The 24,330-nt window shown below is 59.0% G+C and carries 25 protein-coding genes and 1 other RNA gene; 20 read left to right on the top strand and 6 right to left on the bottom strand.

What is annotated here, in order from left to right:
* Positions 1-97: 97 nt before the first annotated feature.
* The 3 genes from ACY8D3_RS02855 (at position 98) to cysN (ending at position 3,827) form a co-directional block, all read left to right on the top strand.
* Complete coding sequence (locus tag ACY8D3_RS02855; protein ID WP_462381521.1) at positions 98-856, top strand: Nif3-like dinuclear metal center hexameric protein; 759 nt, start codon at positions 98-100, stop codon at positions 854-856.
* A 142-nt stretch (positions 857-998) separates the two neighbouring features.
* Complete coding sequence (gene cysD, locus ACY8D3_RS02860; RefSeq protein ID WP_462381522.1) at positions 999-1,916, top strand: sulfate adenylyltransferase subunit CysD; 918 nt, start codon at positions 999-1,001, stop codon at positions 1,914-1,916.
* Between the two features lie 12 nt (positions 1,917-1,928).
* Positions 1,929-3,827 (top strand): sulfate adenylyltransferase subunit CysN, encoded by a 1,899-nt coding sequence (cysN, locus tag ACY8D3_RS02865; RefSeq protein ID WP_462381523.1) that lies wholly within the window; start codon positions 1,929-1,931, stop codon positions 3,825-3,827.
* Between the two features lie 96 nt (positions 3,828-3,923).
* On the opposite strand, the gene ACY8D3_RS02870 is transcribed toward cysN, so the two are convergent.
* On the bottom strand, positions 3,924-4,364 hold the full coding sequence (locus tag ACY8D3_RS02870; RefSeq protein ID WP_462381524.1) for a Z-ring associated ZapG family protein: 441 nt from the start codon (positions 4,362-4,364) through the stop codon (positions 3,924-3,926).
* Between the two features lie 206 nt (positions 4,365-4,570).
* Here ACY8D3_RS02870 and ACY8D3_RS02875 point away from each other — a divergent pair, with 206 nt between their 5' ends.
* The 4 genes from ACY8D3_RS02875 to nfi all read left to right on the top strand — a co-directional run bounded on the left by ACY8D3_RS02875 (position 4,571) and on the right by nfi (position 8,516).
* Complete coding sequence (locus tag ACY8D3_RS02875) at positions 4,571-5,197, top strand: alpha/beta hydrolase (protein WP_462381525.1); 627 nt, start codon at positions 4,571-4,573, stop codon at positions 5,195-5,197.
* Between the two features lie 19 nt (positions 5,198-5,216).
* On the top strand, positions 5,217-6,551 hold the full coding sequence (locus tag ACY8D3_RS02880) for a tryptophan--tRNA ligase (protein ID WP_462381526.1): 1,335 nt from the start codon (positions 5,217-5,219) through the stop codon (positions 6,549-6,551).
* Positions 6,552-6,665: 114 nt separating this feature from the next.
* Entirely contained in the window at positions 6,666-7,763 is a 1,098-nt protein-coding gene (gene zapE / locus ACY8D3_RS02885; protein ID WP_462381527.1) for a cell division protein ZapE, read from the top strand.
* A 48-nt stretch (positions 7,764-7,811) separates the two neighbouring features.
* Complete coding sequence (gene nfi / locus ACY8D3_RS02890) at positions 7,812-8,516, top strand: deoxyribonuclease V (protein ID WP_462381528.1); 705 nt, start codon at positions 7,812-7,814, stop codon at positions 8,514-8,516.
* Positions 8,517-8,631: 115 nt separating this feature from the next.
* Here nfi and ACY8D3_RS02895 read toward each other — a convergent pair whose 3' ends face one another.
* Positions 8,632-9,669, bottom strand: a complete 1,038-nt coding sequence (locus ACY8D3_RS02895) for an NADP(H)-dependent aldo-keto reductase (protein WP_462381529.1) — start codon at positions 9,667-9,669, stop codon at positions 8,632-8,634.
* A 269-nt stretch (positions 9,670-9,938) separates the two neighbouring features.
* Between ACY8D3_RS02895 and rplM the strand changes: the two genes are divergently transcribed.
* The 4 genes from rplM to ACY8D3_RS02915 all read left to right on the top strand — a co-directional run bounded on the left by rplM (position 9,939) and on the right by ACY8D3_RS02915 (position 12,005).
* Complete coding sequence (rplM, locus tag ACY8D3_RS02900; RefSeq protein WP_015278003.1) at positions 9,939-10,367, top strand: 50S ribosomal protein L13; 429 nt, start codon at positions 9,939-9,941, stop codon at positions 10,365-10,367.
* Between the two features lie 14 nt (positions 10,368-10,381).
* Complete coding sequence (gene rpsI, locus ACY8D3_RS02905) at positions 10,382-10,774, top strand: 30S ribosomal protein S9 (RefSeq protein WP_462381530.1); 393 nt, start codon at positions 10,382-10,384, stop codon at positions 10,772-10,774.
* Positions 10,775-10,935: 161 nt separating this feature from the next.
* Entirely contained in the window at positions 10,936-11,550 is a 615-nt protein-coding gene (locus ACY8D3_RS02910; protein ID WP_462381531.1) for a glutathione S-transferase N-terminal domain-containing protein, read from the top strand.
* A 20-nt stretch (positions 11,551-11,570) separates the two neighbouring features.
* Positions 11,571-12,005 (top strand): ClpXP protease specificity-enhancing factor, encoded by a 435-nt coding sequence (locus tag ACY8D3_RS02915; protein ID WP_462381532.1) that lies wholly within the window; start codon positions 11,571-11,573, stop codon positions 12,003-12,005.
* 58 nt (positions 12,006-12,063) lie between these two features.
* Here the strand turns inward: ACY8D3_RS02915 and ACY8D3_RS02920 are convergent, their stop codons facing one another.
* Genes ACY8D3_RS02920 through ACY8D3_RS02935 form a run of 4 tightly spaced genes read right to left on the bottom strand, consistent with a single transcriptional unit; the run spans position 12,064 to position 15,325 of the window.
* Positions 12,064-12,597: a BON domain-containing protein gene (locus tag ACY8D3_RS02920; RefSeq protein WP_462381533.1), complete on the bottom strand. Its 534-nt coding sequence runs from the start codon at positions 12,595-12,597 to the stop codon at positions 12,064-12,066.
* On the bottom strand, positions 12,594-13,187 hold the full coding sequence (locus ACY8D3_RS02925; RefSeq protein ID WP_462381534.1) for a phosphoheptose isomerase: 594 nt from the start codon (positions 13,185-13,187) through the stop codon (positions 12,594-12,596). Before ACY8D3_RS02925 ends, ACY8D3_RS02920 begins: the two co-directional genes overlap by 4 nt.
* A gap of 15 nt (positions 13,188-13,202) precedes the next feature.
* Entirely contained in the window at positions 13,203-13,574 is a 372-nt protein-coding gene (locus ACY8D3_RS02930) for a YraN family protein (RefSeq protein WP_462381535.1), read from the bottom strand.
* The gene (locus tag ACY8D3_RS02935) at positions 13,571-15,325 is read right to left on the bottom strand and encodes a penicillin-binding protein activator (protein WP_462381536.1); all 1,755 of its coding nucleotides are present in this window, start codon (positions 15,323-15,325) and stop codon (positions 13,571-13,573) included. The genes ACY8D3_RS02930 and ACY8D3_RS02935 overlap by 4 nt, the downstream gene beginning before the upstream one ends.
* Before the next feature lie 113 nt (positions 15,326-15,438).
* On the opposite strand from ACY8D3_RS02935, the gene rsmI reads away from it, so the two are divergent.
* The 9 genes from rsmI (at position 15,439) to mraY (ending at position 24,325) form a co-directional block, all read left to right on the top strand.
* Positions 15,439-16,296, top strand: coding sequence for a 16S rRNA (cytidine(1402)-2'-O)-methyltransferase (gene rsmI / locus ACY8D3_RS02940; RefSeq protein WP_462381537.1), 858 nt, complete (start codon positions 15,439-15,441; stop codon positions 16,294-16,296).
* Positions 16,297-16,344: 48 nt separating this feature from the next.
* Positions 16,345-16,703: RNase P RNA component class A (gene rnpB, locus ACY8D3_RS02945), an RNA gene on the top strand.
* A 301-nt stretch (positions 16,704-17,004) separates the two neighbouring features.
* Entirely contained in the window at positions 17,005-17,460 is a 456-nt protein-coding gene (mraZ, locus tag ACY8D3_RS02950) for a division/cell wall cluster transcriptional repressor MraZ (RefSeq protein WP_462381538.1), read from the top strand.
* Positions 17,461-17,462: 2 nt separating this feature from the next.
* Entirely contained in the window at positions 17,463-18,404 is a 942-nt protein-coding gene (gene rsmH / locus ACY8D3_RS02955) for a 16S rRNA (cytosine(1402)-N(4))-methyltransferase RsmH (RefSeq protein ID WP_462384210.1), read from the top strand.
* Positions 18,401-18,694, top strand: a complete 294-nt coding sequence (gene ftsL, locus ACY8D3_RS02960; protein ID WP_462381539.1) for a cell division protein FtsL — start codon at positions 18,401-18,403, stop codon at positions 18,692-18,694. Before rsmH ends, ftsL begins: the two co-directional genes overlap by 4 nt.
* A complete protein-coding gene (locus tag ACY8D3_RS02965) occupies positions 18,691-20,424 on the top strand; it encodes a peptidoglycan D,D-transpeptidase FtsI family protein (protein WP_462381540.1) in 1,734 nt (577 codons plus the stop codon). Before ftsL ends, ACY8D3_RS02965 begins: the two co-directional genes overlap by 4 nt.
* The gene (locus tag ACY8D3_RS02970) at positions 20,424-21,881 is read left to right on the top strand and encodes a UDP-N-acetylmuramoyl-L-alanyl-D-glutamate--2,6-diaminopimelate ligase (RefSeq protein ID WP_462381541.1); all 1,458 of its coding nucleotides are present in this window, start codon (positions 20,424-20,426) and stop codon (positions 21,879-21,881) included. The genes ACY8D3_RS02965 and ACY8D3_RS02970 overlap by 1 nt, the downstream gene beginning before the upstream one ends.
* A gap of 11 nt (positions 21,882-21,892) precedes the next feature.
* On the top strand, positions 21,893-23,242 hold the full coding sequence (locus ACY8D3_RS02975) for a UDP-N-acetylmuramoyl-tripeptide--D-alanyl-D-alanine ligase (protein ID WP_462381542.1): 1,350 nt from the start codon (positions 21,893-21,895) through the stop codon (positions 23,240-23,242).
* Positions 23,243-24,325 carry a phospho-N-acetylmuramoyl-pentapeptide-transferase gene (mraY, locus tag ACY8D3_RS02980; protein WP_462381543.1) on the top strand — a complete coding sequence of 361 codons (1,083 nt, stop codon included), beginning with the start codon at positions 23,243-23,245 and terminating at the stop codon, positions 24,323-24,325.
* The last annotated feature ends 5 nt before the right edge of the window (positions 24,326-24,330 follow it).

The following is a 24,330-nucleotide window of genomic DNA, read 5'->3' on the forward strand; positions in this document are numbered from 1 at the left end:
TGTTGATAAACCCCTCGCGCATCGTCAGATGCTGCCGGTTATGGGGCAGGTAGTGTACGGCGGTATCATGCGTTCATTTGGATGAGGATCCCCAACCATGGCTGTCGCCCTGAATGCTCTCGTAGACGAAGCGAATCGGTATCTCAACGTTTCGCACATCAACGACTATTGCCCCAATGGCCTCCAAGTTGAAGGTAAGCCCAACGTTCAGCGCATCGTGTCCGGTGTGACAGCAAGTCAGGCGTTGCTCGATGCGGCAGTTGAAGCCGAGGCTGATGTGGTGCTCGTACACCATGGTTATTTCTGGAAGAACGAAAATCCTGTTGTCACGGGGATGAAGCACCGACGGCTGAAAACGCTGCTCACGCATGACATAAGTCTCATGGCCTATCACCTGCCGCTGGACCTGCATCCGGAGGTGGGCAATAACGTTCGTCTGGCTCATGAGCTCGGCTTGACCTGTGAAGGCCGGTTGAACCCTGATGACCCGAAGGGCCTCGTGCTGGTTGGGTCGCTTGAGGAGCCGGAGTCCCCTGCTGACTTCGCACGCCGTGTTCAGGTAGCGCTAGGTCGGGAGCCGCTCCTGGTCGAGGGAAACTCAGTCATCCGGCGTGTCGCCTGGTGCACCGGTGGCGCTCAAGGCTATATCGATCAAGCCATAGCGGCGGGTGTGGATCTCTATATAACGGGTGAGGCGTCGGAGCAGACGTTTCACAGTGCGAAGGAAAACGGCATCAGTTTCATCGCGGCGGGTCATCATGCGACCGAGCGCTATGGCGTACAGGCGCTGGGGGCATATCTGGCCAGGCGCTTCGCTGTCGATCATCTGTTCATCGACTGTCCAAACCCGATTTGAGTCAGTCATTGCTGAGAGTCCGACGGCTATATCCATATAGCTCCTGGGTCTAACAAGCTTCCTGATTAGATCGTATCTGCGTGCTACAGTGGCGCATTTCGTCACGCCCCTGGGCCCTCTAAATACCGATCCGTGAGTAGCCATGCTCGATAAATTGACGCACCTGAAAGAACTGGAGGCGGAAAGCATCCACATCATCCGTGAGGTGGCCGCCGAATTCGACAACCCAGTCATGCTGTATTCGATTGGCAAGGACTCGGCCGTGATGCTGCACCTTGCTCGTAAGGCGTTCTTCCCGGGTAAGCTTCCGTTCCCTGTCATGCACGTCGATACACGCTGGAAGTTCCAGGAAATGTACCGGTTCCGCGAGAAGATGGTCGCGGACATGGGGCTCGAACTGATCACCCATATCAACCCGGAAGGCGTCGCGCAGGACATCAATCCCTTTACCCACGGTAGCGCCAAGCACACCGACATCATGAAGACCGAGGGCCTGAAGCAGGCGCTGGACAAATATGGTTTCGACGCTGCATTCGGCGGCGCGCGTCGAGATGAAGAAAAGTCCCGAGCCAAGGAGCGCGTGTACTCGTTCCGCGACAGCAAGCATCGTTGGGATCCCAAGAACCAGCGGCCTGAGCTCTGGAATGTCTATAACGGCAATGTAAAGAAGGGTGAGTCGATCCGCGTCTTCCCGCTCTCGAACTGGACTGAGCTGGATATCTGGCAATACATCTACCTGGAGAGTATCCCGATCGTCCCGCTGTATTACGCGGCCGAGCGGCGCGTCATCGAGATGAACGGTGCGTTGATCATGATCGATGACGACCGGATCCTCGAGCATCTTACTGACGAACAAAAGGCCAGCATCCAGACCCGCAAAGTGCGGTTCCGCACGCTGGGTTGCTACCCACTCACCGGCGCCGTCGAGTCGGACGCGGCGACCTTGCCCGATATCATTCAGGAAATGCTGCTGACCCGTACCTCCGAGCGCCAGGGGCGCGTCATCGATCACGATGCCGCAGGCTCCATGGAAGAAAAGAAACGTCAGGGGTATTTCTAAGGGGTTTGCACCATGTCACATCAGTCCGATCTGATCAGCCAGGACATCCTCGCGTACCTGGCCCAGCACGAACGAAAGGAGCTACTGCGTTTCCTCACCTGTGGAAACGTGGACGACGGCAAGAGCACGCTCATTGGTCGTTTGCTTCATGACTCGAAGATGATCTACGAAGATCACCTCGAGGCGATCACGCGAGATTCTCGTAAGAGTGGTACCACCGGAGAGGAGGTTGACCTGGCCTTGCTGGTGGATGGCCTCCAGGCGGAGCGCGAGCAGGGCATCACGATCGATGTCGCCTACCGTTACTTCTCGACGGCCAAGCGCAAATTCATCATCGCTGACACGCCGGGACATGAGCAGTACACCCGGAATATGGCGACGGGCGCTTCGACCTGTGACCTCGCGATCATTCTGATCGACGCCCGGTATGGTGTGCAGACGCAGACGCGCCGCCACAGCTACATTGCGTCGCTGCTCGGTATTCGCCACATTGTCGTCGCCATCAACAAGATGGACCTCAAGGGGTTCGACGAAGGCGTATTCGAAAGCATCAAGGCTGACTACCTGGCCTTCGCCGAGCGTATCGGCATGGCGCCTACCTCATTGCATTTCGTACCCATGTCCGCCCTCAAGGGCGATAACGTGGTGAATCGCAGTGAGCAAACGCCTTGGTATGATGGGCAGCCGCTCATGGCGATCCTTGAGTCCGTTGAAGTGGCGGCAGACCGCAACTTCAATGATCTGCGCTTCCCGGTTCAGTATGTTAATCGGCCGAACCTGAATTTCCGTGGATTTGCCGGCACGCTCGCCAGCGGCATTGTCCGCAAGGGAGACGAGATCACGGCGCTGCCGTCGGGCAAGAGCAGTCGTGTGAAGTCAATCGTGACCTTCGAAGGCGAGCTGGAACAGGCTGGGCCCGGGCAAGCCGTTACGCTGACCCTGGAAGACGAGATCGATGTGTCCCGGGGCGATATGCTGGTTCACGCGGATAGCCAGCCGCACGTCACCGATAGTTTTGACGCCATGCTCGTTTGGATGGCCGAAGAACCCATGCTTCCCGGAAAGAAATACGACATCAAGCGAGCGACGAGCTACGTGCCTGGCACTATCCCGGCTATCGTCCATCAGATTGACGTCAACACCCTTGAAAAGGGGCCCGCCAGCAGCCTCAAGCTGAACGAGATCGGCTTGGTGAAAGTGGCGCTCGATGCGCCTATTGCGTTGGATGGTTATGCGCAAAACCGTACGACGGGTGCGTTCATCGTCATTGACCGGCTTACCAATGGGACGGTCGGCGCAGGCATGATCGTGGCGGACCCCGTTCGCACGGGTGGTGATGTTGCCCACGCACAGCGCACTCATGTCACCAATGCGGAGCGGGCGTCGCGTTTTGGCCAGCAACCGGCAACGGTACTTTTCACCGGTCTCTCCGGTGCGGGTAAAAGCACGCTGGCGTACGCGGTCGAGCGCAAACTGTTCGATGCAGGACGCGCCGTCTTCGTACTCGATGGCCAGAACCTTCGCCATGACCTGAACAAGGGCCTGCCTCAGGATCTTGCGGGGCGTACGGAAAACTGGCGTCGGGCGGCCCATGTGGCGCGTCAGTTCAACGAGGCAGGCATCATTGCCCTGGCTGCATTCGTGGCACCCAGCAGCGAAGGGCGCGAGCAGGCCAAAGCACTTATCGGGGCGGAGCGTACCGTGACCGTGTATGTGCAGGCGTCACCCCAGGTTTGTGCCGAGCGTGACCCTCAGGGACTGTATGCCGCGGGCAGCGACAACATCCCAGGTGAGTCCTTCCCGTACGATGTCCCGCTCGATGCCGATTTGGTCATCGATACGCAATCTGTGTCTGTTGACGAAGGTGCGAAGCAGGTCATTGCATTGCTACGGTCGCGTGGGCTCATCTGACGATGCCACGGAAGGCCCTGCGCGGGCCTTCCTTAGTTGACGGACACAAAAAAGCCGCATCGGGGTAAACCGTGCGGCTTTTTTGATCTTGTAACGTTAGTGCTTGATGGTGCCGAAGTCGTCACTGAGAGTGCCGGGGACGTCGTCTCCCTTCGGTGCGTAATCCTTGGGTGCTTCGGTCGAGGTGGGCGCTCTCAAACGATCGCGCGACTTGCTATGACGCTCTTCTTCATGCAGCGCAGCCAATAACCGCTGACGGGTCATCTCGTCGGTCGCAAGCCGATCGGCGCCTTCCGACAGGTGCTCCTGGACTTCTTGGTAGCTCTTGGTGAGCTTGCGGACCAGGCTGGCAGTCGTGTTGAAGTGGGTCACCACTTCGCTTTGATAAGCATCGAACCGCTCCTGCATTTCATCGAGTTGACGCTGTGTGCGGGTAGGCGCGGCCCCAGGCACCATGCGTGCAATAAGGAATCCGATGCCGATGCCGGCAAGCAATGTGAGTACTGGCAGCAGCCAGGCCATGATCGACTGTTCCACGAGTCCTTCCTCTATAGGCAGCTTTGCATTACGTTAACGGGTCAAGCCTGCGCTGTATACCGAGAACGTTCGACTCCAGAGAGCCGCTTGATAGCGCCCGTTGGAGCGCCGAACGTAATCATTATCCAACAGGCGGCCGACAATGTCCGCCTGCGCTGTTCAGAACAGGAATCGACCGACAACTGGCGACGGAGTTCGACCTATTCATGCGTGAAATGCCTACCAAAATAGACGGGCCAGTCGGCGCGCTCGAGGCGCTGTTGCTCGAGGTGCCCGATGCCCGCGGCATCGCGTTGATCTGCCATCCCAATCCCGTGCAAGGCGGGACGATGCTCAATAAAGTGGTCTCGACGCTCCAACGCACCGCACGGGATGCCGGCTACGCGACCCTGAGATTCAATTATCGCGGCACGGGTGGGAGCGAGGGGAGCCATGACATGGGTATGGGGGAGGTAGACGACGCCGAAGCGGCCCTGGCGTGGCTTCGTGCCCGAATACCGGATCTGCCACTTGCGCTGCTCGGATTTTCGTTCGGCGGCTTCGTTGCGGCTGCCCTGGCGGGGCGGGTCGAGCAACAAGGCGGTTCCGTGGATAAGTTATTCATGGTCGCACCCGCGGTCATGCGCCTACCTGAAGAGGTACCCCTGTCGCGCGAGGCGGCAATGACCGTGATACAGCCTGAGAATGACGAGGTCATTGCAGCACAGGATGTGTATGCCTGGAGCGAACAGCACAGCGATCGTCCCCATGAGCTGATCAAGGTGGCAGAATGCGGCCACTTTTTTCACGGCAAGCTGACGGACCTGCGCGATCTGGTCCAGCCCCGCCTTTGACGAGTAAGACATCGAAACCATGACGACACGCGTTCTTACCGGTATCACCACGACCGGCACTCCCCACCTGGGCAACTATGCGGGCGCCATTCGCCCGGCCATCGTGGCCAGCCGCAACCCAGATACTGACTCGTTCTACTTCCTGGCTGATTACCATGCACTGATCAAGTGTGATGACCCGGCTCGTATCCAGCGCTCGCGCCTGGAAATCGCTGCGACGTGGCTTGCGTGTGGGCTTGATCCGGATAAGGCAACGTTCTACCGGCAATCCGATATTCCAGAGATCACCGAGCTTACCTGGCTGCTGACCTGCGTTAGCGCCAAGGGCCTGCTCAACCGTGCACATGCTTACAAGGCGTCCGTGGATCGTAATGTCGAGCTGGGCGAAGATCCCGATGCAGGCGTTACGATGGGACTCTACAGCTATCCAGTGCTGATGGCAGCGGACATCCTGATGTTCAATGCGCAAAAGATACCGGTCGGGCGTGACCAGATTCAGCATGTGGAAATGGCGCGTGATATCGCGCAGCGGTTCAATCACCTGTTTGGTCAAGGCGAAGAGCTGTTTGCCCTGCCCGAAGCCGTGATTGAAGAGGATGTCGGCACGCTTCCCGGCCTCGACGGGCGCAAGATGTCGAAAAGCTACGACAACACTATCCCGCTCTTCGGCAGCGCCAAGCAGCTCAAGGATGCCATTGCGCGCATCGTGACTGACTCCCGTTTGCCGGGTGAGCCAAAGGATCCCGACGACTCGCACCTGTTCACGCTTTATCAGGCTTTTGCTACGCCAAACCAGCAGGCTGAGTTTCGACAGCAACTGCTCGACGGGCTCGCCTGGGGGGAAGCCAAGCAACGACTGTTCGAGTTGCTGGATAATGAATTGGGTGAAGCGCGCGAACGCTACCATGCACTGATCGAAAAGCCGACGGATCTTGAAGATATCCTGTTGGCCGGTGCCGCAAAGGCGCGGCGTATCGCAACTCCGTTCCTCGGTCGCCTGCGTGAAGCGGTTGGCCTGCGCTCATTCCACACGCAGCCGGTTGTCCAGAGCGCCCAGAAGAAAAAAGCCGAGAAAACGGCTCGTTTCGTCAGCTTCCGTGATGAGGAGGGCAAGTTCCGCTTCAGGCTTCTCGATGCCAGTGGCGAGCAATTGCTGCTATCCGAGGCATTCGAGGATGGGAAGTCCGCTGGCCTTGTAAGCAAAACGCTTCAGGACAGCCAAGCGCTCGACCTTCGCGCTGAGGACGGGGCAGTATCGGTCTACAGCGCCGGTAACCGGGTAGCGCGCAGTCCTGAGGTTTCGGGCGATAGTGATGCGTTCATGGAGCGGCTTCGCCAGGCGCTGGCTGGCTAAGCCCATATAGCCCTGTCGAGGTCGTAGCGCCCGGCAGGGCACCCGGTTCGCTCGCTTGCGAGACCCAGGGCTCGCGGCTACAGTGTTGACCCCGTTTAGCCAGCCGAACCCGACATGACACCCCTAGAACGCTATCAGGCCGATCTCAAGCGTCCCGACTTCTTTCATGATGCGGCGCAGGAAAATGCCGTCCGCCATCTACAGCGACTCTACGATGATTTGGTCGCGGCGGGCGAACCCGCCAAACCAGGCCTGTTTGGGCGCTTGTTGGGCAAGAAGCCACAAGGGCCGGTCAAGGGGTTGTATTTCTGGGGCGGGGTAGGTCGCGGCAAGACCTACTTGGTGGATACGTTCTTCGATGCGCTGCCATTCGAGCAAAAAACGCGCACGCACTTCCATCGGTTCATGAAGCGTGTCCATGAGGAAATGAGAACGCTCAAGGGCGAAAAGAACCCGTTGACGATTATCGCACGGCGCTTTTCGGACGAATCGCGGGTCATCTGCTTCGACGAGTTCTTCGTGTCGGATATCACCGACGCCATGATCCTCGCGACGCTTCTGGAAGAACTCTTCAAGAATGGCGTCAGCCTCGTTGCTACATCGAATATCGTCCCCGATGGCCTCTACAAGGACGGCCTGCAGCGGGCGCGTTTCCTTCCGGCTATTGCGCTGCTCAAAGAGCACACCGAAATCGTGAACGTCGATAGCGGCGTCGACTATCGTCTTCGCGCGCTGGAGCAGGCCGAGCTTTTCCACTTTCCGCTGACGCCAGAAGTCGAGGCCCATCTTGAGAAGAGCTTCCGTAGCCTTCTGCCCGACGGCGCCAAGATCGAAGAAAATGTGTCGCTGACGGTGGAGAATCGCACCCTCAACGCGCGCAAGGTGAGCGGGGACGTCGCCTGGTTCGAATTTCGCGAGCTTTGCGATGGGCCGCGGAGCCAGAACGACTACATCGAGCTCGGCAAGATCTTCCATGCAGTGATTCTCTCGGATGTCGAGCGAATGACCGTGACGACGGACGACATTGCGCGCCGCTTCATCAATCTTGTCGACGAGTTCTACGATCGGAACGTGAAGCTGATCATTTCAGCCGAAGTCGAACTCAAGGATCTCTACAGTGGCGGTCGGTTGAGCTTCGAGTTCCAGCGCACGCTTAGCCGCCTGCTGGAAATGCAGTCACATGAGTTCCTGTCGCGGCCACATCGTCCTTGACGCGAACCCGCGCCCGCTGGGGCCGTCCAAGTAATTTTGGAGGACCTTATGAGCGGTGCGCTGCCTTTCGAAGGCTGGGATGGGTCGGTCGCTGGTGCTCGAGCACTGCAGCTCGAACTGGCACAACGTGTAAGCCTTGAAGATGACTTTCCCGAGCTGCGAATCATTGCTGGCGTCGATGTTGGCTTCGAGGAAGGCGGAACCATCACTCGTGCATCGGCCGTTCTGATGGATTTCGCGACACTTCAGCCGCTTGCCGAACGTGTCGCCCGAGTGCCGACTTCCATGCCTTACATCCCGGGGCTACTGTCTTTCAGGGAGCTTCCTGCATTACTTGATGCACTGAACGGCTTGCCCGAGGTTCCGGATCTGGTATTCGTCGACGGCCAAGGCATCGCGCATCCAAGAAGGCTTGGAATCGGGGCTCATCTCGGTGTGGTCACTGGCCTGCCAACGGTGGGTGTGGCCAAGACGATTCTCACCGGCAAGCATGAGCCTGTACCGGAAGCCCGCGGCAGTCATGTGCCTCTCATGGATAAAGGGGAAATTATCGGGGGCGTTCTCCGCAGCCGCGAACGGGTCAGGCCGCTCATCGTATCGCCAGGGCACCGCGTGAGTATCGATACGGCCGTGCAGCTCGTTATGCGTTGTGTGACACGCTATCGGTTGCCAGAGCCGACTCGCCTGGCAGACAGGCTCGCTTCTCGGCGGGATCGGCACCGCACGGTGCCCGATCAGCCAACTCTACTTTGAGACAGGGCACAGATCGGCTTACTCAGGAAGCTTGTGCCGAAACCCCAAATCAGAAAAGTGGCTGCCTCGTTATTCGGTGAGGCGGCGCGGATGCTCGCGCCGCTTTTTCGCAGCCTCAGGGGGCTGGGTTAGGCTGTTGCTTATGAATCGACTCGATGCCTGTGATCACCTCTTCGCTGAGGGTCAGGTCGGCACTGGCAAGATTGCTTTCAAGCTGCGACAGGCTGGTTGCGCCGATGATATTGCTGGTAACGAAAGGGCGTGATGTAACGAAGGCGAGGGCCATCTGGGCTGGGTCCAGTCCGTGCTCTCGTGCAAGGTTCACATAGCGTGTCGTGGCGGCGATGCTTTCGGGATTGTTGTAACGCTGGAAGCGTTCGAACAATGTAAGGCGGGCCCCATCGGGCTTCGCTCCTTTATCGTATTTCCCCGACAGCATTCCGAACGCAAGGGGGGAATACGCCAGTAGCCCGGCCTGCTCTCGGATGGCGACTTCCGCCAGGCCTACCTCGAAGGTTCGGTTAAGCAGGCTGTAAGGATTCTGAATCGACGCAACGCGTGGCAGTTCTCGGGTTTCAGACAGATGAAGGCAATGCATCAGCCCCCATGGGGTTTCGTTGGACAGGCCTACGTGGCGAATTTTTCCTGCCTTGACCTGCTCCTGCAGGACCTCAAGCGTTTCGGCCAGTGAGGTAGTCGACTCTTCCTGGTGGCTGTAGCCGAGTTTACCGAAGAAGTTCGTCGATCGTTCCGGCCAGTGCAGCTGGTAGAGGTCGATCCAGTCCGTCTGCAGGCGCGCGAGACTGGCGTCCAGCGCCGCTACGATGTGCTGACGGTTGAATTTCAGCTTTCCGTCTCGGATATGCGTGATGCCATTGCCCGGGCCTGCAACCTTGCTTGCAAGGATCCAGTTGTCGCGGTTTCCTCGGGCCTTGAAGTAATTTCCGAGGATGCTCTCGGTTCGCGAATAGGTTTCGGCACGTGGCGGGACCGGGTACATCTCGGCCGTATCGATGAAGTTGATGCCCGCTCCCTGGGCTCGATCGATCTGCTCGAACGCCTCCTGTTCGGTGTTCTGCTCGCCCCAGGTCATGGTGCCCAGGCAAAGTGCGCTGACCTTCAGTTCAGTGCGCCCCAGTCGGCGATAATCCATCGTTCGTCCTCTCGTTGGTAAAGCATCATAAAAGCAGGTTGCTATTTCTGGCGCAATCTGCATAATTCGGCACCTTTCTCGGCGGGGATGCCTAGCCTGTCGGGAAGCAAATGGCAGGGGATGCCTAGCCTGCCGACCATGCCGTACAGGACGCGATGACCCGAGCCCCCGATAGCGTCTGGATCCGGCTGCCCTGAACTTGCCAGGGCAAGCACTATTCAGTAAGATTCGCCGTCTTATTTTCAGGGCGGCCCCTGAGGCTATAACGAATGAAGACTTTTACTGCTAAACCGGAAACCGTAAAGCGCGACTGGTTCGTCGTCGACGCTGCGGGTCAGACTCTGGGTCGTCTGGCCACTGAAATCGCGAGCCGCCTGCGTGGCAAGCACAAGCCTGAGTACACGCCTCACGTTGACACTGGCGACTACATCGTCGTGATCAATGCTGAACAGGTGCGTGTAACCGGTGCCAAGACCACCGACAAAATGTACTACTCGCACTCCGGTTTCCCGGGTGGCATCAAGTCGATCAACTTCGAGAAGCTGATCGCCAAGGCGCCTGAGCGTGTAATCGAGACCGCGGTCAAGGGTATGCTGCCCAAGAATCCGCTGGGTCGCGACATGTACCGCAAGCTGAAAGTGTACAAGGGTGCCAACCACCCACACACTGCTCAGCAGCCCCAAGAACTGAAGATTTGACGGAATAGTTCATTATGTCGGCGACTCAAAATTACGGCACTGGCCGTCGCAAGACTGCAACCGCACGCGTTTTCCTGCGTCCGGGTACTGGCAAAATCTCCATCAACAACCGTAGCCTGGACCAATTCTTTGGTCGCGAAACGGCACGCATGGTTGTTCGTCAGCCGCTTGAGCTGACCGAGAATGTCGAGAAGTTCGACATTTTCGTCACTGTCCTCGGTGGCGGTGTGAGCGGTCAGGCGGGTGCGATTCGTCACGGTATCACCCGTGCACTGATCGAGTACGACGAAACCCTTCGCAGCCCGCTGCGTAAAGCTGGTTACGTTACTCGTGACGCTCGTGAAGTTGAGCGTAAGAAAGTGGGTCTGCGTAAAGCACGTAAGCGCCCTCAGTACTCCAAGCGTTAATCGCCTGGACTACAAGAAAAACGCCCAGATCCGCGTGGAGCTGGGCGTTTTTTTATGCCTTCGATTTCAATGAGTGCTGTGCCGGAGCTAATCCAGCGTAGGGCAATCAATAGGCCGTTCTTTTCGTATTCAAAGCGGCTTCAAGCAAGGAGGAACGCCTAGTGGCAGTGAACAAGCTGGCGTGCTTTTCGGATCCTGCCGATCACTATTCGCATCGGGTACGTCTGGTGCTGGCCGAGAAAGGCGTGGAGCTCGATATCATTGACGTCATGCCCGGGCAGACGCCCGCCAAACTGGCTGACGTGAATCCCTACGGATCGGTGCCGACACTGGTGGATCGTGACCTTTGTCTGTACGAGCCCACGGTTATTCTGGAGTATCTGGAGGAACGCTACCCGCATCCGCCGTTACTGCCGGCGTATCCGGTCGCCAGGGCCAATTGCAGGCTGTTGATGTATCGCATTCAGCGTGACTGGTGCGTGCTGGTCGATCGCGCATTGGATGCACGCCAAAATGCTACTGTGCGTGCGCAGGCTCGCAAAGAGCTTAGAGAAAGCCTGACTGGCGTGTCGCCGATTTTTTCGGAAAAGGCGTTTTTCCTAAGCGATGACCTTACACTTGTGGACTGTTGTCTGCTTCCGGTGCTGTGGCGGTTGCCACAACTGGAGATCGAATTGCCGCGTCCGGCAAAGCCGCTGATGGACTACATGGAGCGCGCCTTTGCGCGCGACGGCTTCCAGGCGAGTTTGTCGGCTAAAGAGCGCAGCATGCGCTAAACGGATAGAGGAGTGTGTACATGACCTCGAGTCGCCCCTACCTGGTTCGTGCGTTATATGAGTGGATCGTGGATAACGAATGCACACCGCACTTGCTGGTTAACGCTGAGTATCCGAATGTCCAAGTACCCTCAGGCTATGCCAGTGAGGGGCAGATTGTGCTTAACGTATCGCCAACGGCAGTCCGTCATTTGAGCCTTGATAACAATGCGGTCAGCTTCGAAGGCCGTTTTGGCGGTGTCGCGCATAATCTGTTCATACCCGCCGGGGCCATCATGGCGATCTACGCGCGCGAGAACGGCCAGGGAATGGTGTTCGAGGCCGAGCCGAGCGGGCCTGAAAGCGCTACTGATGTTGATCGAAAGTCGCCGCCGGCGCCTTCTGATCCTGGGCCCGGTGGCGGTGACGAGCCTCCTCGCCCTGGCAAGCGACCCAGTCTGAAGGTTGTGAAGTAACCAGGCTGGAAGTAAAAAGCCTCGACGATGTCGAGGCTTTTTTTGTGCCGCTTAACTATTAATCCGTGTATTCGAAAAGCCGAACGATTCGCTGCACGCCTGATACGCTTTGAACGAGGCTGGTGGCGCTGTTGGCTTCAGCGCGGCTCACGAGACCGAGAAGGTAGACGATGCCGTTCTCCGTGATCACCTTGATGCGCGTGCCTGGCACGCTGGAGTCCGCGAACATCTGTGTCTTGATGCGCGTCGTGAGAATGGCGTCGTTGCTGCGGGCAAAGCCAGACGACGGTGCGCCGACGTGTAGTTCGTTATGTACGTTCCGAACACCCTGTACGCTTCGCGCGGCACGTTCGGCTGCTTCCTTGAGGTCATTGCGGGGTGTTTGGCCGGCAATGAGGACAACCCCGTTATAGCTGGTGACCACAATATGGGAGGTGGGCGAGGTCAGATCCTTGTTTGCCTGCTCGATTGCTCGCTCGACGTCCGGGCTTAAAAACTGATCGTCGATCTTGTTGCCAATGCTACGGTTGCCGCAGCCAGCGAGAATCAGGCTAAGCAGAAGGGTTACGATAAACAGCGGAGAACGGGTCATTCTTCACTCCCGAACAGTTGGCGATCGATCAAATCGCATAGACAGTGAATGGCAAGAAGGTGCACTTCCTGTATACGCGCAGTGACCTTGGATGGAACGCGGATCTCGACGTCTTCGGGCAGGAGCAGTGACGCCATGCCGCCGCCGTCGCGGCCGGTCAGGGCTACCACGATCATCTCGCGGTCATGTGCTGCCTGAATCGCCTGGATGACATTTGCAGAATTGCCACTGGTCGAAATGGCCAGTAGCACGTCACCGGGCTGGCCCAATGCGCGGATCTGCTTGGAAAAAACTTCGTTGTAGCTGTAATCGTTGGCAATGGAGGTAATAGTGGAGCTGTCTGTCGTCAGTGCCAAAGCAGGTAGGCTTGGGCGTTCGCGTTCGAACCGGTTGAGCATCTCCGATGAGAAGTGCTGTGCATCGCCGGCCGAGCCGCCATTCCCGCAGGATAGAATCTTGCCCTCATTGAGCAGGGCGTGAACCATCAGCGTGCTGGCTTGCTCGATGAAGGGGGCCAGTACGTCCATCGATTGCTGCTTGGCCTCGATGCTGGCTTGGAACAATTGGCGTATACGAGATTGCATTTCCATTCCTACGCGAGGAGATCAGGCGTCGAAGGCGCTTTTGATCCATTCGAGCCCACTTGATAGGTGGCCGGTCGTACCCAGGGCGATGACGTCGAAACGGCAAGGGCGGTTGGCGAATCGCTTCTCGCTTTGCAGGAACGTCTGGGCTGCCATGACGATTTTCTGCTGCTTGCGAGCGTCGATGCTTTCCATGGCTCCACCCCAGGCGGAATGCTTGCGATAGCGAACCTCGACGAATACTACTGTATCGCCATCGAGCATGACCAGATCGAGCTCGCCGCGCCGGCATGACCAGTTCTGAGTAACGAGCTGTAGCCCCTGCGCCCGAAGATGCTCGAGCGCTCTGCGCTCGGCGTCTTGTCCGTCGATCCGTGTGCGAGGTGCCGTCACGGCGTATAAGTCAGGCTGTCTACTGGCTGGGCCAGGCCATCGCGGAACTGGGCCCAAGGCAGGGCGCGTTCGATGCGATGGTTCTGCCCGAGGCCTAGATTCCCGGAGAGACCGTCGACGCGTGCATCCGGTAGCGCCTCGAGCTGTGCAAGGCGTGGCGCAAGTCGATAAGCGTCCACGCCCATCGCGTAGAGTCGACCAAGGCTGCCGGCTGCCTGTGGCCACTGTTGGGCGATCTGCTGGCGAAGCGGGTCGTTAGGTGTCAGCAGCCACGGTGTATCGCAGAAGAGAATGCCATCGAGGTCGCGGTCCTGGCCTTGCGCTGCTACGCCAGTGTACAGGTTGGACGTCGCATAGACGGGAAGGTCCGCAGCGTATTGATAGGAGAGGGTTGGTTTGATTTGCCGTGCCTGCTGTGGCGTAGCGGCCAGGAACATAAAGTCCACGTCCTGGCGGCGGCTGGTTCCACCAACCTGCAGCAGGCTGGCAATCTGACGGGATAGTTCCACCGGTTGCCCGATACGCTGGCTGCCTAGGAGCGTGCCGCCTTGCGCCTGCCACTCTTGCTGGAACGCCGCGATAACACGATCGCCCCACTCACCGCTCGGCACCATGGCAACGGCGCTACGCTTACCATCTGCCCAGGCGCGGCGGGCGACTTCCTTTGCCTCGTCCTCCGGCGCGAGGCCAAACTGGAAGAGTTGAGGCGGCGTAATGCTGTTGGCGTCCGTATAGTTCAGAGCCAGGGTCGTGACCGGGAGCTGCTTGCGCTCACCGATCTGGCGTACCAGATTCTTCTCCAGCGGGCCGACCACCAGTTGGATGCCTTCCGTTTGTGCCACTCGGTAGAACTCATCCATGGAGCCGATGCGGCTGCTGTCGTAAAGGACGACTTCCGGTGCATTCTGTCCGTCGTTGAAGCGAGCAGCCATGAATCCATCGCGGAGGGCGCGCGCCACATTCGCGAGCTGTCCTTGTTGAGGTAGCAGCAGCGCGATCTTTTTAAGTGGCTCGTTGGCGAGGGCCTGCAGTTTCTGCAGTGACTCAGGAAGCTGGCGCGCTGCCGGGTGCTGCGGATGCTTGAGCTGCCACTGTTCTATCGCGCCTTGCTGTTGGGCGACGGTCCCGGCTCCTTGCACGGCATTGGCAAGTGAAAGCCAGCCGTCCAGGTCGGCGTCGCCGGTCTGCTTCGCTGTTTCTTCCTGTGGAAGGGCGGCTACGAGGGACCAGATGTGTTCCTGGTTGGCGTGAGCCGCTTCACCTGACAGCAGCGGGCCAATAAAAGAGCGTTCACGTGCGGCTGCGAGCAGTTGGCCGTCACCCTCAAGCGCGCGGGCCCGCGCATTGTGGGTGCGAATCTGCTGGTCGATGGGAAGCTCGCCCAGCCGGCTCATGGCTGGGACCTCTAGGGCGGTGAGCGCGGCTTTGTAGTCGTTGTCTATCAGGGCCAGCTCGGCGCGTATGGTCTGCGCAAACACGACCTGCGCGGGCTGTAGGCCCTCATTCGGAACCTGCTCCAGGATGCTGTTGGCGCGACGGTAGTCCTGCTGGGACATCGCCTTGTCAGCGGCTGCCAGGCGTAGTGCAGCAGCCTGCTCTGGATTGCTCTGGCTGGCCTGTTGCAACATCTGTTCGATGCTGGCTGCAGGCGCGCGCGGCAATTCGCCGAGCGTGTTGGTGGGCTGGCTGGCGCAGCCGGCTAGAATGCCGACGAGGCACAGGGCGTGGATCAGGCGCAATCTGACGGGCATGAGCAATCCCAAGGTCTCGTTTTTGAAGTGGTTCGGATTGTACCCAAGCCTTGCGAGGGTGTGCGATCTCGTAAACGGCTACAATCGGCACTTTTGATGACCGGAGGTAGGGCATGCCTACTGAAAAAGCAGTCGGGCGGCTTTTCGTAGTCGCAACACCTATCGGGAATCTCGAGGACATTTCCGCCCGCGCACTTCGTGTGCTTGCCGAAGTCAGCCTGATTGCGGCTGAGGACACGCGCCACTCGTCGCGGTTACTGCAGCATTTCGGGATACAGACGCCCTTGATGGCTTGTCATGAGCACAATGAACGCGACCAGGGTGGTCGCTTCACGAGTCGGCTGCTCGAAGGGCAGGATGTTGCGCTTATCTCCGACGCCGGTACTCCGCTCGTGTCGGATCCCGGTTTCCATCTGGTGCGGCTGGCTCGGTCCCTGGGTATTCAGGTGGTACCTATCCCGGGCGCTTGCGCTCTTGTAGCGGCACTATCAGCAGCGGGGCTGCCATCGGATCGATTCGCGTTCGAAGGGTTTCTGCCTGCAAAGGAGGGTGCGAGGCGAGCGCGTCTGGAGTCAATAAAGGAAGAGATGCGCACGCTCATATTTTATGAAGCGCCCCATCGTCTCCTGGCAACGGTCGGTGACATGGCAAGTGTATTCGGTGGCGAGCGGCAGGCCGTGATGGCGCGTGAGCTAACGAAGTCATTCGAGACGATACGGGCACTACCGCTCGACGAGATGCGGGAATGGATCGCGGAGGATTCGAACCAGCAGCGAGGCGAGTGTGTACTGCTGGTCGAGGGCTGGCGCGCGCCCGTTGGCGAGGACGCCATCGATGCCTCGGCTGAGCGGATTCTAGATGTGCTGCTGGGGCAGCTTCCGGTCAAGCAGGCCGCCGCGCTCGCTGCTGAAATCACCGGGCTGCGTAAAAACCTGCTCTACCAGCGCGCTCTTGCAAAACAGGCTACTTGATCAGTCTTGGTTGCGCTTGATAGGGCGCGCCGCTACCCTAGTCGGCGGAGAGTCGATCGGACAGTCGCTGCCGACATTTGTTCCGCAAATGGCGGGGGAGGAAAGTCCGGGCTCCATAGGGCGAGGTGCCAGGTAACGCCTGGGAGGCGTGAGCCTACGGAAAGTGCCACAGAAAATAACCGCCTAAGCACGTAAGTGCCGGTAAGGGTGAAAAGGTGCGGTAAGAGCGCACCGCATGGCTGGCAACAGTTCATGGCTAGGTAAACCCCACCTGGAGCAAGACCAAATAGGGTTCCGCTGGCGTGGCCCGCGCTGGAACCGGGTAGGTTGCTAGAGGCATGTAGCGATGCATGTCGTAGAGGAATGACTGTCCTCGACAGAACCCGGCTTACAGATCGACTCTCCACCTCCTTCCCTCATGGATATCCCCACTTCTAATGCCGAAATAGTCTTTCACTTAAAGCTTTACGTTAAGTGTTGGCTATAGCGCATTGATCTATCTCTCCTTAGTTACGCCTCCGTCCGTCAGTTTATGAGTCCATTCCCTGCTGATGCGCCCTAAAGCGCCGTCACATAAGGACTTTTTTCCGTTTCGCCTACCTTGACTGTGGGGCGCTGCGGTTCCTATAGTGTGCCGAAGTGGTAGGAAGTGGCACAAAGTGGGTTTAGAGGCACGGAAAAGTGCCCGCACACCAGGGGAAGCACCACGTGTTTCGCGGAGCGAATGCCATCAGTCTCGACGCCAAAGGGCGACTCGCGATGCCGAGCAGGTTTCGTGACGAACTCGTTTCGCGTTGTGAAGGGCAGCTCATCGTGACAATCGATGCGGTCGATCCCTGTCTCTGCGTGTACCCGCTGCCTGAATGGGAGCTGATCGAAGCCAAGCTGAGAGAGCTACCGTCGCTTCGTGAGGAGACCCGTCGCCTTCAACGCTTGCTGATCGGCAACGCGGTGGATCTCGAACTGGATGGCAGTGGTCGCTTCCTCGTTCCGCCTCGTCTTCGCGAATACGCCAAGTTGGAGAAGCGCGCGATGCTGGTGGGGCAACTGAACAAGTTTCAACTGTGGGACGAAGACGCGTGGAATGCTGTTTCAGCAGCAGACCTTGCGGCCATCAAAGAACCTGGCGGTCTGCCGGACGAACTGCGCGATCTAATTCTGTGAATATCGATACCTCCTACCAACATGTCACTGTGCTCCTCGACGAGGCCGTCGAGGCGCTAGCGGTGCGTCCGGAGGGTCGCTATATCGATGGAACGTTCGGGAGGGGTGGGCATAGCCGTGCCATCTTGCAGGCACTCGGAGAGTCAGGCCGATTGCTCGGGTTCGACAAGGATCCCCGAGCAATCGAAGCAGGACAGACACTAGCGGCCGAGGACGGCCGCTTCGTCGTTGTACAGCGCAGCTTTGCTGAACTTGACGACGAGCTTTCCGGGCAGGCTCTGGCGGGAAGCATTGACGGCATTCTGCTCGATTTGGGCGTTTCTTCTCCTCAGTTGGACGACCCGGAGCGGGGTTTCAGCTTTATGCATGACGGTCCGCTGGATATGCGGATGAATCCCGACTCCGGAGTGAGTGCAGCACAGTGGATTGCCGAAGCGTCGGAAGAAGAGATTGCCCGAGTCCTGCGCGATTATGGAGAAGAGCGTTTCGCCCGCCGTATGGCGAAGGCCGTTGTCGCACGTCGCCAGGAGAGGGCCTTCGAGCGCACGGGAGATCTTGCGGCAGTACTGACCGAGGCCAATCCAGCCTGGGAGAAGGGCAAGAATCCCGCTACGCGTGCCTTCCAAGGTATCCGTATTCATGTGAACAACGAACTGGGTGACTTGGAGCGAGGGCTGAGCGCAGCGCTTGAAGCACTTGCTGTCGGTGGTCGTCTGGTCGTGATCAGCTTTCACTCGCTGGAAGATCGCATCGTCAAGCAGTTCATGCGCCGGCAGGCCAAGGGCGAGGCGGACACATTGCCGCGCCATCTGCCGATTCGTCCGGCGGCGTTTGAGCCACGGCTGAAGCTGATCGGTAAGCCGGTCTATGCGTCTGACGCTGAAACGCGTGCCAACCCACGTTCACGTAGCGCCGTCATGCGCATAGCGGAGAAGCTGCGATGACCGGCTCGACGCGTAAACCGTTTCCGCGTGGCGGGCTCCTGATCATCGTGCTATTCGTCGCTGTGCTAGGGTCCGCCGTAGCCGTATCCTATTCTGCGCATTGGAATCGCCAGCTTCTCAATAGCCTCTACACAGAGCTCAGCGTCCGCGACAAGACGCAAGCAGAGTGGGGCCGCCTGGTGCTTGAGCAAAGTACCTGGACGGCCCATAACCGTATCGAGATGCTGGCGACCGACAAGCTGAAAATGCATGTGCCGGCAGCTACCGACATCAAGTTGGTGGCGCCATGAAGAAGATCGACCTGAGTGCCATCCCATGGCGTTTCCAGCTGGTGCTGGGTCTTCTGGCTATCATGGTAGGTGCGATCTGCTGGCGTATCGTCAATCTCCAGGTCTTCGACCATGACTTTCTGCAGGCCCACGGGGACGCGCGTAGCGTTCGTCATATTCCGATCCCAGCACACCGTGGCCTTATTAGTGATCGCAATGGTGAACCGCTGGCTGTTAGTACGCCTGTGGTCACCTTGTGGGCAAACGGCAAGGAGCTTGCGACCGCGCGGGAGCGGTGGCCGGATTTGGCCAAGGCGCTCGGGCAGGACACGAAGACGCTAAGCGAGCGGCTCGAGCAGAACGCGAATCGGGAATACATGTACCTCGTGCGCGGTTTGACGCCAGAACGGGGCGAGCAGGTCCTGGACCTCAAAGTGCCCGGTGTCTATTCGCAGGAAGAATTTCGTCGTTTCTACCCAGCGGCCGATGTCACAGCGCACGTGATCGGCTTCACCGATATCGATGACCATGGGCGTGAAGGCCTGGAGCTTGCGTTCAATGATTGGCTTTCAGGTGTGCCCGGCAAGCGTCAGGTACTGAAAGATCGCCGTGGCCGCCTGATCAAGGACGTTCAGGTCACGCAGAATGCCAAGCCCGGAAAGGCACTAGCCCTTTCAATCGATCTGCGGTTGCAGTACCTGGCTCATCGAGAGCTGCGCAACGCACTGGCCGAGTTCGGGGCGAAGGCCGGGAGCCTCGTCATGATGGACGTCAAGACTGGCGAAGTGCTCGCGATGGTCAACCAGCCCAGCTACAACCCGAACAACCGCCGTAACCTTCAGCCAGCGGCAATGCGTAATCGCGCGATGATCGACGTATTCGAGCCCGGTTCAACGATGAAACCGTTCTCCATGACAGCTGCCCTGGAAACCGGTCGCTGGAAGCCGCAGGACAAGGTCGATGTATGGCCGGGGTCGCTGCAAATTGGCCGCTACACCATCAAGGATGTTTCACGCACCGAAGGCCGTGATCTCGATTTGACCGGCATCCTTATCAAGTCCAGTAACGTGGGCATGAGCAAGGTCGCATTCGATATTGGTGGTCAGGCCATCTTCAACGTGATGCACCAGGTTGGGCTCGGCCGCGATACCGGCCTGGGCTTCCCTGGCGAGCGCGTGGGTAACCTTCCGAATTATCGCGAATGGCGCAAGGCCGAGACGGCGACGCTTTCCTATGGCTATGGACTCTCTGTAACGGCCGTACAGCTCGTCCATGCTTACTCGGTGTTCGCCAACCACGGCAAGATCGTGCCGTTGTCCCTGACTCGGGTCGACAATCAGCCCGAAGGTGCCCAGGTCATTCCCGAGGACGTCGCTAAAACCATGCAAGGCATGCTGCAGCAGGTCGTCGAGGCGCCCGGTGGTGTCTACCGCGCGCAGGTGCCTGGCTACCATGTTGCAGGCAAGAGCGGCACCGCACGCAAGACGTCAACGGACAGCCGTGGTTATGCGGCCAACTCCTATCGCTCCTTGTTTGCGGGCTTTGCGCCGATGAACGATCCGCGCATCGCCGTCGCGGTTGTCATCGATGAGCCGAGCAAAAGCGGCTATTACGGCGGCCTTGTCTCTGCTCCTGTGTTCAGTCGCGTAATGGCGGGCGCACTTCGCTTGCTGAACATTGCACCAGACAACCTGCCCGAACCACAGCAGCAAACGGCCGAAAGCAAGCCGGCAAACGGGGGGCGCATCTAATGCCTATGCCGCTGAATCAGTTGCTGACTCAGGCGCAGAGCGCAGAGCTTATCCGCGAACTGACACTCGACAGCCGCCACGTGCGGCCGGGCGATCTGTTCCTGGCCGTCCCCGGTGGAGCGCAGGACGGCCGCGATCATATTAGCGATGCGATCGCTCGTGGTGCTGCAGCGATCGCATACGAGGCCAATGATGCTTTACCAATGGCGCCCGCTGCGGTCCCATTGATTCCAATCTCCAATCTGGCTGCGCAGTTATCTGCCATCGCCGGCCGCTTTTACGGCGAGCCAAGCCGAAGCGTGCGGCTGATCGGCGTCACTGGCACCAATGGGAAAACCAGCGTTACTCACCTGTTGGCCCAAGCTCTCGATGCGCTGGGCGAGCGGTGCGCTCTGGTCGGAACGCTGGGTACAGGGTTCCACGGTGCGCTGGAAAGCGGCCGCCATACAACGCCTGATCCCATATCTCTCCAGGCATCGTTGGGCTCGCTGAAAAAGCAGGGCGCTCAGGCTGTCGCCATGGAGGTCTCCTCCCATGGTTTGCATCAGGGACGGGTAAGCGGCCTGGATTTCAAGGTCGCCGTCTTTACCAACCTGTCCCGTGACCATCTGGATTATCACGGGACGATGGAAGCTTATGGCGAAGCCAAGGCCAAGCTTTTCGATTGGCCGGGGCTGCGTTGCCGAGTCATCAACAAAGATGACCCGTTTGGCGCTGATCTGGCTGAGCGTTCAAGCGATGCGAGGCTGATCACCTATAGCCTGGGCGACAGCTCCGCGACCATTCATTGCCCCCGTGCTGACTTCGACGACACAGGCGTTCGGGCTTATCTCGTCACGCCGCAGGGCGAAGGACTGCTGCGCAGTGCACTCCTCGGTGAGTTCAACCTGAGCAACCTGCTTGCCGTCGTCGGCACGTTGGTCGGTCTCGGTTATCCGCTTGGGGAGATCCTCAAGGTGATGCCCACCCTACAGGGGCCAGCCGGCCGTATGCAGCGCGTCGGCGGCGGTCTACGTCCACTTGTGGTGGTCGACTACGCCCACACGCCGGATGCGCTGGAGAAGGTGCTCGAGGCACTACGGCCTCATGTCAAAGGGCAGCTCTACTGCATATTCGGCTGTGGCGGTGATCGTGATCGCGGTAAGCGGCCGCTGATGGCTGCGGTAGCAGAGCGCTTGGCAGATCGCGTGATCGTGACGGACGACAATCCACGTACTGAAGACCCAGCACGTATTTTCGACGATATCCGCGGCGGGTTCATGAGCGCCGATGTTGCAAATTTTGTTGTGGGTAGGGCGCTGGCCATTGAGTCAACCGTTCGTGCCCTCGGGGTTGACGACGTACTTCTACTCGCCGGCAAAGGCCATGAGGACTATCAGGAGATCAACGGTGTCCGTCATCCGTTCTCCGATTTGGCTATCTCCGCAGCGGCGCTTGATGCCTGGGAGGGCCAATAGTGATTGGGTCCATGAGCCTGGCGGAGCTCGCAGCCGCGCTGGATGGCCGCGCCACTGACGATGCCCGCTTTTCGAGTGTCTCTACCGACAGCAGGGCAATCCGAGCGGGGGACCTTTTCGTTGCGTTGACAGGACCTCGATTCGACGGCCACGACTATCTCGCACAGGTGGCAGCCAAAGGCGCGGTTGCTGCGCTCGTCGAGCGCGAGGTTGATGGCGCAGGCATTCCGCAGTTGGTCGTCAACGACACTCGCAAGGCGCTCGGACAGTTGGGGGCACTCAACCGACACGCCTACGCTGGCCGCTTGGCTGCCATCACGGGTTCAAGCGGGAAGACCACCGTCAAGGAGATGCTTGCCTGCATCCTTCGGTGCTTCGGGCCGGTATTGGCAACGCGCGGCAACTTGAATAATGAGCTGGGTGTTCCGCTCACCTTGCTTGAGCTGTCGCCAGCCCATCGCAGCGCCGTGGTGGAGTTGGGTGCCAGCGGGCTCGGAGAGATTGCCTACACGGTCAGCCTGGCCCAGCCTGACGTTGCGATACTCAATAACGCCGGGACGGCGCATGTAGGTGAGTTCGGAGGCCCTGAGAACATCGTTCGTGCGAAGGGTGAGATCATTGACGGGCTGGCCGACAGCGGCGTAGCCGTACTGAATCGAGACGACAAGGCCTTCTCAACCTGGGTAGCACGGGCTGCTGGACGTCGGGTATTGAGCTTTGGCCTGGATGCTGCCTCGGATTTTCGCGCCAACGACTTGGTCCGGGATGCAAGAGGATGCCACGGATTCATGTTGAATGCGCCCACCGGTAGCGCGTTCGTTCAGCTGAACCTGCTAGGTGCGCATAACGTTTGCAACGCACTCGCGGCGGCGGCGGCTGCGTATGCGCTTGACGTATCCATCGAGGATATTGTTGCGGGTCTTCAAGCGCTTCAGCCAGTGAAGGGACGCGCGGTCGCGCGGATAACAGCCGACGGCCTTCGCGTCATCGATGATTCGTACAACGCCAACCCCGCCTCTGTATGCGCTGCAGCCGATATTGTCGCCGGCTTCGAAGGTCGGCGCGTGCTAGCGCTCGGTGACATGGGTGAGCTGGGCGAGTGGGCCAAGCAGGCGCATGCCGACGTCGGCGCCTATGCGAAAGGCCGCGTGGACGCGCTCTATGCCGTTGGCCCCCTGATGGCACATGCCGTGGGGGCATTTGGCGCCAATGGCCATCATTTCACGGATCAGGCCGAGTTGATTGCCGCTATCGCGCAGGAGCGCGGCCCGAATACCACCATTCTTATAAAGGGTTCACGCAGTGCCGCGATGGAAAACGTCGTGACAGCGCTGTGCGGTTCCGCCGAGGAGAAAGACTAGATGCTGCTGCTGTTGGCGGAATTCCTGCAACGTTTCCATACCGGGTTTGGCGTATTCCAATACCTGACGTTGCGCGGAATTCTGGGCGTATTGACCGCGCTATCGCTGTCGCTTTGGCTCGGTCCATGGATGATCCGTACGCTGCAGATGCGGCAAATAGGCCAGTCCGTGCGCACGGACGGACCTCAGTCCCACCTATCGAAGAAAGGCACCCCGACGATGGGGGGGGCACTCATCCTGACGTCTATCGCCATCAGTACGCTGCTCTGGGCGGACCTCTCCAATCGTTATGTCTGGGTGGTGCTCCTTGTAACGCTGCTGTTCGGCGCCATTGGCTGGGTCGACGACTACCGGAAGGTAATCGAGAAGAACTCTAGGGGATTGCCGAGCCGCTGGAAATACTTCTGGCAGTCTGTGTTTGGCCTCAGCGCTGCCATCTTCCTCTACATGACAGCTAAAACGCCGATCGAGACGACGTTGATCCTGCCGCTGATCAAGACCATCGAGATTCCTCTGGGCATCGCGTTTATCGTTCTGACGTACTTCGTCATCGTCGGTTCGAGCAATGCGGTCAACCTCACCGATGGACTCGATGGGCTTGCAATCATGCCAACTGTCATGGTGGGCGGCGGGCTTGGCATCTTCTGCTACCTATCCGGCAACGCCAACTTCTCGGAATACCTCCTCATCCCCTATGTGCCGGGCGCTGGCGAGCTGATCATTTTCTGCGGTGCGCTGACCGGCGCCGGTCTCGGATTTCTATGGTTCAACACCTATCCGGCCCAGGTTTTCATGGGGGATGTTGGCGCGTTGGCGCTGGGTGCGGCCCTTGGCACGATTGCCGTCATCGTCCGCCAGGAAGTCGTGTTGTTCATCATGGGCGGCGTCTTCGTGATGGAGACGCTCTCAGTGATCATCCAAGTGGCGTCATTCAAGTTGACCGGCAAGCGGGTGTTTCGTATGGCACCCATTCACCACCACTTTGAACTGAAGGGCTGGCCCGAGCCCCGCGTGATCGTGCGCTTCTGGATCATAACGGTGATCCTGGTGCTGGTCGGCCTGGCCACGCTCAAACTGCGTTGAGGACG

Source organism: Pseudomonas sp. Marseille-QA0892, from assembly GCF_054950135.1.

Excerpts from the sequence above, each read along its gene's own strand:
- ACY8D3_RS02855 (WP_462381521.1), top strand. The coding sequence starts at position 98 with ATGGCTGTCGCCCTGAATGCTCTCGTAGACGAAGCGAATCGGTATCTC.
- cysD (WP_462381522.1), top strand. The coding sequence starts at position 999 with ATGCTCGATAAATTGACGCACCTGAAAGAACTGGAGGCGGAAAGCATC.
- cysN (WP_462381523.1), top strand. The coding sequence starts at position 1,929 with ATGTCACATCAGTCCGATCTGATCAGCCAGGACATCCTCGCGTACCTG.
- ACY8D3_RS02875 (WP_462381525.1), top strand. The coding sequence starts at position 4,571 with ATGCGTGAAATGCCTACCAAAATAGACGGGCCAGTCGGCGCGCTCGAG.
- ACY8D3_RS02880 (WP_462381526.1), top strand. The coding sequence starts at position 5,217 with ATGACGACACGCGTTCTTACCGGTATCACCACGACCGGCACTCCCCAC.
- zapE (WP_462381527.1), top strand. The coding sequence starts at position 6,666 with ATGACACCCCTAGAACGCTATCAGGCCGATCTCAAGCGTCCCGACTTC.
- nfi (WP_462381528.1), top strand. The coding sequence starts at position 7,812 with ATGAGCGGTGCGCTGCCTTTCGAAGGCTGGGATGGGTCGGTCGCTGGT.
- ACY8D3_RS02895 (WP_462381529.1), bottom strand. The coding sequence starts at position 9,669 with ATGGATTATCGCCGACTGGGGCGCACTGAACTGAAGGTCAGCGCACTT.
- rplM (WP_015278003.1), top strand. The coding sequence starts at position 9,939 with ATGAAGACTTTTACTGCTAAACCGGAAACCGTAAAGCGCGACTGGTTC.
- rpsI (WP_462381530.1), top strand. The coding sequence starts at position 10,382 with ATGTCGGCGACTCAAAATTACGGCACTGGCCGTCGCAAGACTGCAACC.
- ACY8D3_RS02915 (WP_462381532.1), top strand. The coding sequence starts at position 11,571 with ATGACCTCGAGTCGCCCCTACCTGGTTCGTGCGTTATATGAGTGGATC.
- ACY8D3_RS02920 (WP_462381533.1), bottom strand. The coding sequence starts at position 12,597 with ATGACCCGTTCTCCGCTGTTTATCGTAACCCTTCTGCTTAGCCTGATT.
- ACY8D3_RS02925 (WP_462381534.1), bottom strand. The coding sequence starts at position 13,187 with ATGGAAATGCAATCTCGTATACGCCAATTGTTCCAAGCCAGCATCGAG.
- ACY8D3_RS02935 (WP_462381536.1), bottom strand. The coding sequence starts at position 15,325 with ATGCCCGTCAGATTGCGCCTGATCCACGCCCTGTGCCTCGTCGGCATT.
- rsmI (WP_462381537.1), top strand. The coding sequence starts at position 15,439 with ATGCCTACTGAAAAAGCAGTCGGGCGGCTTTTCGTAGTCGCAACACCT.
- ftsL (WP_462381539.1), top strand. The coding sequence starts at position 18,401 with ATGACCGGCTCGACGCGTAAACCGTTTCCGCGTGGCGGGCTCCTGATC.
- ACY8D3_RS02965 (WP_462381540.1), top strand. The coding sequence starts at position 18,691 with ATGAAGAAGATCGACCTGAGTGCCATCCCATGGCGTTTCCAGCTGGTG.
- ACY8D3_RS02970 (WP_462381541.1), top strand. The coding sequence starts at position 20,424 with ATGCCTATGCCGCTGAATCAGTTGCTGACTCAGGCGCAGAGCGCAGAG.
- ACY8D3_RS02975 (WP_462381542.1), top strand. The coding sequence starts at position 21,893 with ATGAGCCTGGCGGAGCTCGCAGCCGCGCTGGATGGCCGCGCCACTGAC.
- mraY (WP_462381543.1), top strand. The coding sequence starts at position 23,243 with ATGCTGCTGCTGTTGGCGGAATTCCTGCAACGTTTCCATACCGGGTTT.